The organism is Acinetobacter sp. YH12132 (assembly GCF_013418645.1).
GTDB lineage: Bacteria > Pseudomonadota > Gammaproteobacteria > Pseudomonadales > Moraxellaceae > Acinetobacter > Acinetobacter indicus.
Genome location: NZ_VPBR01000013.1, coordinates 1 through 12,130, shown reverse-complemented (window position 1 = coordinate 12,130; position 12,130 = coordinate 1). Strand labels below are relative to the sequence as shown.

The window sequence follows — 12,130 nt, the reverse complement described above, 5'->3', positions numbered from 1 at the left end:
GTGAGGAGTTTTTTTTAAATCTGCTGAACAGCGGTCAGGGTTTGGAAATTTCCTGATGCAATGCCTGTAAAAACAGTTCTGCTTCAATTTTATTCGGAAAGATGCGCTGATACAGCCCCTTGTCCTGCATCGAGTGCGGTGTATATTCAATAGACACCATGAAGCGCTCTTCATTCAATATCCTGTTCACTCTTAACGCAATAATATGTCGTGAATTCAAGTAAAAACCATCTTCAATTTTAACCAGCATCACTCAACCTCTTGTTCACGCCAGAACCCGGCTTTTTCACCTGAACCTTTCCAGGCTAAAAATAAAAAAGCCCACCACAATGATGAGCTTTTTTATTTAAATTATCTAAACACGTTTCCGCTTTAATTTAGCATACTCCCCGCGAATATGCGGGAAAGTTCACATAAAGTTACAGCTAAATGCCGAGAAAATAAAATAAATCTTCATTATCCTATTTTCCGGGCGAAAGCTGCACCGTTTAGACATTCAGCATACTGTTTAAAGTTTCAACCACGTTTTTCGATTTCACCAAGGGCTTCAAGGTTTCCAGGGCCACCTGTACCTGACTGCGCTGTGGTTCATCCAGCGTATACCAGCGTGACAGCACCTGCAGCAAACGTGAACCTAAAATCGGGTTCTTTTCATCGAGGTATTTGGCCAAATGGATATAATGCTGCACCCCAAAACTCCAGGTATTTACCGGATTCATATTCAGACCGCCACTGACCGAACGAATGCGGTTTGGTGTGCCCAGGTCATAGTCCGGATGCTGGGTTAAGGCATGAATGGTTTCAGCCGTTGCATTTGGATGGGAGGCCTGTACAGTAAACCACTGGTCTAAAGACAGCGCTTCATCTTTAAAGCGGTCATAGAAGTCCTGCAGGCAGGCTTCGGCTTGTGGTGCATCATTCCAGACCAGTACACGTAGCGCGCCTAAACGTTCTGACATATTGCCGGTATTCTGGTATTGCTGATGTGCCAGATCAAAGGCTTCGGTATCGCCCTGACGTGCCATCAGACTGAGCATGATATTCTTCAGCGCACGTACGCCCATGGCCTGTGAAAACTCTTTTTGCAGGTCCGGGTCCAGACTTAAGTAAGTTTCCTTACAGAAAGCACCCAATTCACGCGCCAGCGTATTTAACAAGGCTTCACGTTTTTCCTGAATATCCACCGGACTATAGTGCTGATCAATCCGGCTACCCAAATAGCCTTCGCTTGGTACATCAAAAATTCGTGAGGCCAGTAACGGGTCCTGATTGACCAGTGCCGGCACCGTGTTTTTCATGGCCTGAAGATAACTTTCTACCGCATGACCATTTAGCAAAATGCGCTCCAGCAAGGTCTGCGTCGCCTGCCACTGGTTAAAGCCGTTGGTTTCATACTGCATCAGGAAGGCCAACTCGGCATCACTGGCATCAAATTCCAGATTTACCGGCGCCGAGAAGTTACGTAACAGCGACACCACCGGTTTGGCATTAATGCCGCTAAATTCGATGGTTGCCTCATCCTGATCAAACAGATACACGCCATCTTTTACGCCATTTTCAAACAGGGCCTCAGATTGCAGCGTATACTGCTCGCCGGTTTCGGCATTAAACAGCGCCAAAGCCACTGGAATTGGCACCGCTTTCAGGTCCGGATATTTCGGATGCGCTTTCAGGCTTTGTTTAAAGCTTAAACGATAGATTTGAGCCGAAGCATCATATTCGCCATGTGCCTGCAATTTTGGGGTACCCGGCTGGTTATACCAGGTTAGGAACGCAGATAAATCAACACCTGAACCTGCAGTCAGTGCCGCAACCCAGTCTTCGACCGTCACCGCCTGACCATCATGACGGCGGAAATACTCATCGGTACCCGCGCGGAATTTTTCCTTGCCGAGCAAGGTCGACATCATGCGGTTAATTTCCGCCCCTTTTTCATACACCGTGGCGGTATAAAAGTTATTAATTTCAACAAAATGATCTGGACGTGGCGGATGCGACAATGGGCCAGAATCTTCCGGGAACTGATGCGCTTTTAATACAGCGACATCATCAATCCGTTGTACTGCGGCCGATTGTAAATCTTCTGAAAACGACTGGTCACGGAAAACGGTCAAGCCTTCTTTTAGACACAGCTGGAACCAGTCACGACAGGTAATCCGGTTACCGGTCCAGTTATGGAAATATTCGTGTGCGATGACCGACTGAACCCGCATAATTGCCGCATCGGTGGTGTATTCTTCATCGGCCAGCACGCAAGAGGTGTTAAAGATGTTCAGGCCCTTGTTTTCCATCGCGCCCATATTGAACTGGCTAACCGCCACAATCATATAGTTGTCGAGGTCATACGGCAGACCATAATGTTCTTCATCCCAGCGCATGGAATGTTTTAACGCTTCCATGGCGATGTGACATTTAGGAATATCTTTTTCTACCGCATAAATTTCCAGTGCCACATTACGGCCTTCAGAAGTCACATAGCTGTCTTTCAGCACCGCTAAATCGCCGACCACACAGGCAAACAGATAACTTGGCTTTTTGGTCGGGTCCTGCCAGATCGCATAATGACGCTGGGCATCGACCTCGCCTTTTTCAATCAGGTTACCATTGGCCAGCAGCACCGGATATTTTTTATCGGCTTCCACCCGGGTAGTAAATACCGACAGCACATCCGGACGGTCCGGATAGAAGGTAATTTTACGGAAACCTTCCGGCTCATTCTGGGTCACAAACAGATCACCAGCCTGATACAGACCTTCCAGCATGGTGTTGCTTTCCGGATGAATCACCACCTGGGTTTCAATACGTGCACGATCTGGCGCATTCTGAATTACCAGCTGTTCAGCATCAAGCTGATAGTCATTTTCGGTCAGTTGCTGACTGTTCAGATGAATAGATTTCAGCTCAAGGTCACGGCCCAGCAGCACCAGATCACCTTCGGTCTGGCGCTGCATCTCCAAAATAGCATTGACGATGGTGTGGTCTGCATACACCTGAATATCCAGATTAATTGAATCCACCAGAAATGCAGGTTTTTGATAATCTTTTAAATAAATAGTTTGGTCTGCTTCAACCACTGGATTTGCTGCGATATTCATATCATGTCCTAATTGTTTATACGCCGGGGCATTATGCGGATGATGTCTTGATCATACGCCAACTTTTTCAGTCTGTCTGCTGAATGCGCTTCTGTTCTAATATGGGCATCCGGCCACAACTTTTCAATTCATCATTCAACTAAATCTGTTTAAAAATACAGAGATGCTGAATTATGCAGCGAATCCAACAGCTTAATCTGCCCGCTAAAATCTTCTCGCGCTGGTGTTGCGCCATGCTAGTGCTGTTCTGCCCATCTGACCTGAAATTCTGCGCTATTGAGATACAAGTTCCTACATAAACCTGCCACTTGACTACATTCTGTAATCAAAGACCTGTGATCTGTGCAGCTAAAAATATACTGCGAGATAAAACCGGATAATTTCCCAAGTCTAAACAGAGGCTTATTTAGACTTCGTCAAGATAAATCCGGTGACAATTCGCCAGCATTTGCGAAGGGAGATTTATTCAAAGTTAGCTTTTCAATTTCACGTCTAGACTCAAACAGTTACTGGCTAAATGACGCTTTCAGTTGGCCGATCGCCATTTCAGCATGGGCCATTACATTATTTTCAAATCGGCTACATTTTGTGCACGCTTCTTGCTTGAATTTAAAAGCGCCGAGCGCATGATAACAATGATGAAAAAACGAGAAGAGGTGTGAGATGTATTTAAAAGAGCATATCGTCCGTGTAGAAAATATTAAAACCCTGCAAACCCTCGATCAGGCCAACATCGACCATAAAGTAATTGCCCTCTTTATGAGCTGTGAAGGTATTCCCATGCAGACCAATGAAGTTACCTCTATTTTGAATACCTATGATGCCCTGGGCAGCAAGAAAATCCCAAGCAAAAAAGTACAGGCACTGATTCAGGCCAAGCAACTTGGTGAGGAGGATGATTCGCTACCGTGTCCGGTATAATCTCTCCCCCTTAACTTCCATTTAAAATACGGCTTAAAATACGGCGTCCTGCCGTATTTTTTATGAAAAAGAGCTGTTCAAGTCAGGGCGTTTAAATTCAGCATAGCGTCCAAGTTTTCTGCTTTATGTTTTTTTGAGCAAACCAATGCGGCCCAGCCATGTATAATCCAGACATCCTATTTCTAAAATGATGACTGCACCTGAATATGCTCCAGATTCTGCAAAAACAGTTAGATGAAAGCACCTCATGTCCGCTGTGCCGCGCCGCCATGTATTGGGTGGAAGCCGAACAGTATGATCAGGAGCTGAGCTATCACGAGTGCAGTTACTGCGAACATAAAGTGTATCCGGGCAATTTACACAGTTGTCATTGCCCGGCCTGTGAGAAAAAACGCAAACAGCTGATTAAAGAAGCGCTGGTTCAGGAAAACCGCAAGCTCAAAAATAAAGGCAAAGATAAAGACATGATTGAGCACAAGCTGAATCAGTTAAGCTTTATCCAGAAACTGTTTTTATTGTCGATGCTGGATGATCAGGTGCATGAAAACACCCAGCATGATGAATATATTTACTGGGAACGGATTAAATTCCAGCTTTTTTCACCCAACTATTTATATCAGAAACAGCTGATCAAACAGCTGCTTGACCAGCACATTCTGGTGGCCAAGGAATTCGCCGATGAAGCCGGCCAGTATTATGTGAATGTGCGGCTGGATGGTTATTCAGAGCCGAGCCTGTTCAGTATTACCCATCAGCTTCGACAATGGTTTTACCAGAATTTGAGTCAGGGCGTGCCCTTTCACAGTTCAGATGAAGTCAAAGATGCCATCTATGAACTGATGTATGAAAAAGTGGTGCAGTTCATGCAGTTTTATTGCCGCATCTGGCAGGTGCAAATTTCTGGCAATAACAGTTTTAAAAGCCTGTGTTTTCGCCTGCTGGACAGCCTGGCAGCGGGTCAGATTTTTTATCTGGTACAAACCGCGCTGGATTATCTGCATGGCCAGAAATTATTACAGCCGCGCAATGAAAAATTCATTAATACCAATCTGCTGAAAAAAACCGTAGAACAGTACCGTGAACGTGGCCTGCAAGAAAAATGGATGACCACCACGCTGCCACATCCACCACAACTACCGATGAGCAAAATGGTGGAAATTCTATTTTTCCGTTTTCTCAATTATGATGAAATGATCTTTGTACAACCCATCTGGAAAATCTGGGAAAAGATTGAACCGCGCTTAAAATTTTATGCCTTAAAACGCTGTATGCACTGCGGCTCGGATGAACTGGATGTCGATTATGATGCCCAGCATTATGTGTCCTTGTTCTGCCGTCGCTGTAAACAGCAAGACCACTACTTTACCCAATAAAGGGGTAACTGATGAATTATCCAGAACAGCTTTCCACTCTTGACAGCAGCCTGCCCGATGAAACCGCGGCAATGATTGAAAAAATTATTGAAGCCTGGAGCCTGCTTAAAACCCGGCAACCACTGGTGCAATGTATCACCAACAGTGTCGCCACCAATTACACCGCCAATATTCTGCTGGCTGCCGGTGCATCACCGGCCATGATTGATAATCCTTTTGAAGCAGAAAGCTTTAGCAGTATTTGCAGCGCCTTAAGTATTAATTTGGGCACACCGACCAGCGAACAGATGCAGGCCATGCAGATTTCGGCAGAAACGGCCCAGCGTCTTGCCAAACCCTGGGTGCTGGACCCGGTCGGTTATGGACCCATCTTAAAATGGCGCTCAGATATGGTTGATGCGCTATTGGCCTTTCAACCGAGTGTGATTCGCGGCAATGCGTCGGAAATTGGCGGCTTGGCCGGCGCACAGGTAGAATCCAAAGGTGTTGATTCGACCCTGGACAGCACCGCGGTATATGCACAGGCCAAAAGCCTCTTGGCGCATGCCGAATGTATTGCCATTTCCGGTGAATCCGATTTTATTCTGTCCAGACAGCTTGAACAGGTGGTGCAGGTGAATGGTGGCTCGGAATTACAGCCCAAAGTCACCGCAACCGGCTGTGCCCTAGGCGCTTTAATTGCAGCGTATGCCGCGGTCAGTCCGGTGACCATTGCCACCATTGCCGCGCATGTCCATTTTGCCATTGCCGGAAAACTGGCCCACGCGCAAAGTTCACAGGTTGGCAGTTTTAATGTGGCGTTTATAGATGCAATTTTCAGTCTGGATGCGGACACCATCCGTGAACATGCCGATTTAAAATTTCTGGCGCCTTAAGACACCTTCCGGTCCAAAGCAAAGTTGAGTGCCGTTTCGGTCAGGGTTTTACTGTCTAAACGGCAAATACACATCAGGCCGATGCCATCAAAATAGTCCGGTGCATGTTGCAGGAAAAAATCGCAATGCGGATTGGCATGCACTCTTAACTGTTGCAGTTCTTCTTCACTACGCAGCGGAACACAGGTCTGGTGGACATAAATATCTTCATCACGCTTCTGGATGTCGTGTTGCCGGCTGGCCATCACTTGTAACACGCTTAAATAATCCTCCGGCATCCGGATATCACTGCGTGGATAAAAGCCCTGAACACGTGATATAAAATGTGCATAAAGCTTCGGCTGGTTGATGGTGGCAATAAACCACATGGGCGTTAAAGGATATTTAAAGCGCTGGTTCAGCATGGCTTTGAGCGCACTGTTGATGATTTTATGGTTATATTGATGGCGATAGCTTTTTAAAAAACTGGCGCGTGAGTTAACCACCAGAATTGGCTGATGCAACAGGGTTAAGGCCAACAGTGGAATAATGGTCTGCCCGACCAGTTTGCCACGATGATGATATTGAATAATGGTGACCGAAATTGCCTGCGGGTCATACAGATATTTCTTTAGCTCCTTTTCACAGGTTAACGTAAACACCTGCTGATCAAACTCGGCAATTTTTTCAAAAAAATAATCTTGTTGTGGTGTGGATAAGGCTTTGAAGTCAAACACCGTCTCAGTGATATCCATAATCCTTCACCCTATGATTGTTTTAATTTTTCAGACCCATTTTAGTGTCACAACCCGGAATCAGCTATCACTATTTTCCGGGATTTGTCCATTTTGTGATAAATCATTGTAATTATATGAAATAATTCATATTAATCAAAATAATTGTGAGTAAATTTAATCTAATGATTTTACAACGCTTATCTGGGCTTTCTCGCTAAAAAACCTGATAATTCAGCAAATTAATGAGATCTGGTTAACATTTTAATTCGACCAAAGGCTATTTGCCTGCCATCTACACAACGGCGAAATAACCGTCGTCATATTACATGAATTTTCAACTAAAAATCAAAATGAATCATAAAAAAACCAGTGAAAAACCACTGGTTTTTGTGAAACAAAAAATGTGTGAACAATTAAAATTAAAATAGCTGGAATGCTTTAGATGCCCAGCCGCGTGCAGCCGATGAACTGACCGCAGGCAAAGGTTGTCCTCCATAAACTACGCTGCCCTGCCGATCCTGATAACTCATCCAGCCAATGGTGTCAGCAAAGCCAACTGGGGCTTGGCTATAGTCACACACGCCTTGCGGGAAAACCCGATGCAATCGCTGGAGCTGTTCATTGCTAAAGCGGACCGTATTGCCATAATCCGACACATTTAAAGGTTTCAGCTGACACTTGTTGGCATAGGTGGTCAGGCTGTCCCCGGCCACCATACGCGGTGTGCCATATACCGGTAATCTGAGCGTACTGCACAGATTCTCGCGGTTAATGATGCCGGCAGTAATACAGGCATCTTTTACATCTGCCGGTTTGTTTTGGGTCAGTTTGGCAGCAATAGACAAATCATTTAAGTCTTTTTCGACATTGCTTAACCAGCGGTCCATATCATTAAAGCTGATTTCCAGACATTTGGCATCGGCAATCATGACCAGATCACCGCCATAAATCACATGGTTATTATAATTGCCATGCGCTTTTTCCAGTCACGCCCGAATAGCAAAGGTACGATAGGAATCATGGAATAGCGCCGGGTCCGGACCTCGGCAATCAATAATCGCCACTTTATTCAGGTTGTTTCCGACATTAATTAAGCCACTGCGATAGGCATTATTCAGCGCCGTATAATTGGCTTCTAGACGTTCAGGCACCGCCTGAATATCAATATCCACGCCACCTATTTTTTCGTTTAACTGTACAAACTGTTCTGGGGTAATGATGTTTTTCATCAAGCTGTCCAGCCCATATTGTACCCCGACATTATCCATCGGCAGGCCAGCAAAACCGCGACCAATGCGTTTTTCAGTTTCGGTCCACAGCTCCGTTGGGCGTGGGGCTAGCAAATTAATTGCCGCATCCTGAATCGAACAGCGAATGCCTTGAGGATTATTGGTGGCATGATATAACTGTGCCGATGAAATTCCCTTGCAGATGGTATTTGGCCGCGCCACATCAAACTGGGCCAGCTCACTGACATAACCATTAATTTCAGAAATATGTCCCTGAACATGCGCAATCTGATGCGGCAAGAAGCTTAAACGGCCTTCTGGAGTCTGGAAATAATTAATCATCAGGTGATAATCGGCGAACTGTGAAGCGGCACTCCAGGCATCAGGGAATGAGCAAGTGGGTAAAATCCCCTGATAAATTCCCGGATAGGCATTGGCCACCCATTGTGCTGCCAGCGCACCACCTGAACAGCCCTGCCCGATGGTATAGCGCAAGGTGCCATACTGCTCAATAAAACGTTCTTTGGCCATAATCAGCGATTCGGCCTGAATTGCCAGATTACAGTTATGACCACTATGAGACAGTGCGGTCGACATCACCCCAAAACCGCGACCTAAAGCCAAAATGGTGACATCCGGCAAAATGGAACTTGAAGTGGCAATGACCGTTGGCGCAGAGGCAGACTGGTAATCATTCTCACAGCTTTGTCCATGCGTAACCACCAGTTTATGGTTAAATTGCGCTTGTGGCTTTAAGGCCGTCCACGGCTGGTTCGGATCATACAACACCGCAAAACGGTATTCATCGCGGTTCTGATAGCCCACTTCCTCACGCACAATAAATGGCACAGTTAGTCCTTCATCGGTAGTGGTGGTGGCAATATTCTGACTGGCCGGCGGTTGTGCCGGGTCATAACTTTTAATGAATCCCAAACGATCTTTATAGTAATAGTTGTATTGCACAGCCTTTTGACAGAACTGATCAGTCGATGCATTGGTACAGGTCCAGGGCTTTAACTGCGGGCCAGACAGCAATGGTCCACTCGAAGGATGGTTGATCAGGCTTAAATGCTGATAATAACGCCCTGCTTCAACCTTGAGTTGATTATCGCCCAGTTTAAGTCCCTCAACCAAAGCTTGACGCTGCTCATTGGCAAATGCATCACTAATATTTTGTCCATTCAGGGACACTTTCAATGCCGTAGTTTGAATATCATCGGGCAGATCCAGTTTTAGCAATATATCCGAGTCTGTGATTAAATCTGGTCGAGTGGACAGCACTTCCACCATTTCGCGCTCTACTTTCGACGATGTTCCTGAACCGGAAGAATCTCCACCTCCGCCACCACAGCCATACAATATGACACTACACACCGCAATATTGAGGCTATTGAATACCAGTTTTTCTTTCATACGCTCATCCATAAATTATTATTTTTCTGAAGTTTTTATCTGTATAACTTCATTCATGAGCATAAAGATAATTTGACAACAACCATTGTCATTATTGTTATTTATTGTTTTATGGGCTGTTCTAAAAAAATCACCAAAATCAGGGATAAAAACTCAATTAAACGTTTAAATATTTGATTTAATTTCAAGCTATTTTACATGACTTAAAAGATGAATAGTTATATAACTTTTACTTTAATTAATTTTATAAATGATTAAATTCTTTTATTCCCGTGTAATATTTTCCGTCTTATTGAAAAACTTTTGTAACCATTTAACGATGAAATGAGAAATTCAAAACATCCAAGTTCCAGATAAAAAATGCTTATTTTTGAGCAATAAAACTTTCTCCCCCCCACTTTTAACTGTGGTCTTCTCCTTATGATCAGAAGATCAGAAAAAACTTTCGTAGGTTGAATTGAAAGAGTGTGCTTTAATACGCTGAGTATGAGATGAGCCTCTTACAGTATGTGCCCTAGATGTGCATACGACTAGCCCCTAACCATGGGGCTTTTTCATGTCTATATGATTTTAAAGTCGTATTAAAATTTAACCGAAAAATGCAATGATGCTCTGAATCACCACAGCATTCACAATATCAATAAAAAATGCACCACACAGCGGTACGATTAAAAAGGCTTTATGTGATGGACCATAGCTATTGGTGACCGCCTGAATATTGGCAATCGCAGTCGGGGTTGCTCCCATACCAAAACCACAATGCCCTGCCACCAATACGGCTGCATCGTAATTTTTTCCCATAATTCTAAAAGTCACAATTGCGGTAAATAAAATCAGTACTGCTGTCTGCGCAAACAAAATGGTAATGAGCGGGCCTGCCAAATCGGCCAGCATCCAGAGTTGCAGTGACAGTAATGCCATAGATAAATACAGAGACAATGACGCGTTGCCAAATACATCAATAGCACGATCAAAAATATCGACTTTCAGCACATGCTCCAGGAAGTTACGTACAATTACTCCTGTACCTAAAGCCCAGACAAAGGTCGGCAGTTCAAACCATCTTCCCTGACTAATCTCTGTCATTTCATTCGCAACAAAAATACATAGCGCAAACATCCCCAAAGTCGACACTGCATTACTGGCTGTAATCAACCGGGTTTTCTTTGGATATTCGAAGGGTGCGGTGTTGATGCTAGTATCGAGTTGTTGTTCATTGGTCTCTTGCGCTACTGTCTCTGCCAACTGATTTCGTTTAATCAAGAATTTGGCAACCGGACCACCCACAAGCCCACCAATAATCAAACCAAAAGTAGCACTTGCCATTCCGAGGACAATTGCCCCCTGTATTCCATATTGAGTTTCAAGCACTTCACCCCAAGCACCGGCAGTACCATGTCCACCCGTTAAGGTAACAGAACCGACAATCAGACCAATCAATGGATCAAGCCCAAGTGCTGTGGCTAAACTCATGCCAACCGCATTTTGTACAACTACAAATAGAATGACACAGACCAGAAAGATCAGCAGTGATTTCCCACCTTCTTTGAGCTTGGTAAAGTCTGCACTTAAACCAACAGAGGTAAAGAACATCAGCATCAGAATGGTTTGAATTTCTGAGTCAAATGTGGCACTGATATTAAAAAATTTATAGAGAATAAAAGCTGTAATCGCTGCGATTAGACCGCCGATTACAGGTTCAGGTAAGTTATAGTTTCTAAAGAAGCCAATTTTACTAACAAGATACCGCCCAATAAAAAGAAAAAATACTGCAATCACCAAGGTGCCAAAGGCATCGATTTCATAATTCATAACATTCCCTATTAGCTTTATTTTCATACAGTTTTAGGAAAACAGTATGAAAAATCAATTTTAGAAATGTTATGCAAGTTATTGTTTCTAGTAATTGTTTAATTTATGTCCTAAATAGATTCAATTAATACGATGGAATATCATAAACCCAATTGTGTGCTTGCTGGTCTGTCGTACTTTCACAAACATAATAATCATGATCCCAAGCATCTTGATGGAAGATTTCCTTTTTATGGTAATTCACCTGTTTACCATTTTCGACGCAGACAAAGCTGTCGCCTTGGTCTTTGACTTGTGTTCCATTAAGGAAACCACCAATACAGAGGAATCGGGATTGTTTGGGCACTGATCTATGCTACTGTAAAATAATATTAGTTGTGATTAAACGTTGTATTCTTAGAACTGTAAATAACATTTATAAATAAAAGCCTCCAATTAAGAGGCGATTATTTCTATTTTTGACAGTTATTCAAACTATTTTCTATATAGCTTTTTTCTAATTGTCCTTGTTTAAAAGATTTTAATAACCGTTCCAACCTCACTCTATTCCCAGGATAAGAACAATACAGATTTTTCTCTGTACACGACAAATTTCACAGAACCCTTATCCTATCAGGATTCTGCTTTCTTAAAATTGCCAAAATTTCCTTAAACTCTTCTTTTTTCCCAAAACCAATTAAACGCTGAATCGCCATT

Annotated in this window: 8 protein-coding genes and 1 pseudogene; 3 read left to right on the top strand and 6 right to left on the bottom strand. The window is 43.8% G+C overall.

Annotated elements, in window-relative coordinates; genetic code table 11:
- Window positions 1–34: 34 nt before the first annotated feature.
- Together FTU67_RS11490 and pepN are read right to left on the bottom strand one after the other, a co-directional pair.
- Window positions 35–250: a hypothetical protein gene (locus tag FTU67_RS11490; RefSeq protein ID WP_005178631.1), complete on the bottom strand. Its 216-nt coding sequence runs from the start codon at window positions 248–250 to the stop codon at window positions 35–37.
- Between the two features lie 238 nt (window positions 251–488).
- A complete protein-coding gene (gene pepN / locus FTU67_RS11485; protein ID WP_168390640.1) occupies window positions 489–3,095 on the bottom strand; it encodes an aminopeptidase N in 2,607 nt (868 codons plus the stop codon).
- A gap of 663 nt (window positions 3,096–3,758) precedes the next feature.
- Here pepN and FTU67_RS11480 point away from each other — a divergent pair.
- The 3 genes from FTU67_RS11480 (at window position 3,759) to thiM (ending at window position 6,264) form a co-directional block, all read left to right on the top strand.
- Window positions 3,759–4,016 (top strand): hypothetical protein, encoded by a 258-nt coding sequence (locus FTU67_RS11480; protein WP_005178638.1) that lies wholly within the window; start codon window positions 3,759–3,761, stop codon window positions 4,014–4,016.
- Window positions 4,017–4,222: 206 nt separating this feature from the next.
- The gene (locus FTU67_RS11475; RefSeq protein WP_180061753.1) at window positions 4,223–5,389 is read left to right on the top strand and encodes a hypothetical protein; all 1,167 of its coding nucleotides are present in this window, start codon (window positions 4,223–4,225) and stop codon (window positions 5,387–5,389) included.
- Between the two features lie 11 nt (window positions 5,390–5,400).
- Window positions 5,401–6,264 (top strand): hydroxyethylthiazole kinase, encoded by an 864-nt coding sequence (gene thiM, locus FTU67_RS11470; protein WP_180061752.1) that lies wholly within the window; start codon window positions 5,401–5,403, stop codon window positions 6,262–6,264.
- On the opposite strand, the gene FTU67_RS11465 is transcribed toward thiM, so the two are convergent.
- From FTU67_RS11465 to FTU67_RS11450, 4 genes and pseudogenes are all read right to left on the bottom strand, one after another.
- Window positions 6,261–6,998, bottom strand: coding sequence for a hypothetical protein (locus tag FTU67_RS11465; protein ID WP_127798826.1), 738 nt, complete (start codon window positions 6,996–6,998; stop codon window positions 6,261–6,263). The two genes, thiM and FTU67_RS11465, sit on opposite strands and share 4 nt — an antisense overlap.
- A 401-nt stretch (window positions 6,999–7,399) precedes the next feature.
- A pseudogene (locus tag FTU67_RS11460) lies at window positions 7,400–9,499 on the bottom strand (DUF6351 family protein).
- 711 nt (window positions 9,500–10,210) lie between these two features.
- Window positions 10,211–11,434 (bottom strand): sodium/glutamate symporter, encoded by a 1,224-nt coding sequence (gene gltS, locus FTU67_RS11455; protein WP_180061751.1) that lies wholly within the window; start codon window positions 11,432–11,434, stop codon window positions 10,211–10,213.
- Between the two features lie 124 nt (window positions 11,435–11,558).
- Window positions 11,559–11,780 carry a hypothetical protein gene (locus tag FTU67_RS11450; RefSeq protein WP_104484059.1) on the bottom strand — a complete coding sequence of 74 codons (222 nt, stop codon included), beginning with the start codon at window positions 11,778–11,780 and terminating at the stop codon, window positions 11,559–11,561.
- Between the last annotated feature and the right edge of the window lie 350 nt (window positions 11,781–12,130).

Excerpts from the sequence above, each read along its gene's own strand:
- FTU67_RS11490 (WP_005178631.1), bottom strand. The coding sequence starts at position 250 with ATGCTGGTTAAAATTGAAGATGGTTTTTACTTGAATTCACGACATATT.
- pepN (WP_168390640.1), bottom strand. The coding sequence starts at position 3,095 with ATGAATATCGCAGCAAATCCAGTGGTTGAAGCAGACCAAACTATTTAT.
- FTU67_RS11480 (WP_005178638.1), top strand. The coding sequence starts at position 3,759 with ATGTATTTAAAAGAGCATATCGTCCGTGTAGAAAATATTAAAACCCTG.
- FTU67_RS11475 (WP_180061753.1), top strand. The coding sequence starts at position 4,223 with ATGCTCCAGATTCTGCAAAAACAGTTAGATGAAAGCACCTCATGTCCG.
- thiM (WP_180061752.1), top strand. The coding sequence starts at position 5,401 with ATGAATTATCCAGAACAGCTTTCCACTCTTGACAGCAGCCTGCCCGAT.
- FTU67_RS11465 (WP_127798826.1), bottom strand. The coding sequence starts at position 6,998 with ATGGATATCACTGAGACGGTGTTTGACTTCAAAGCCTTATCCACACCA.
- gltS (WP_180061751.1), bottom strand. The coding sequence starts at position 11,434 with ATGAATTATGAAATCGATGCCTTTGGCACCTTGGTGATTGCAGTATTT.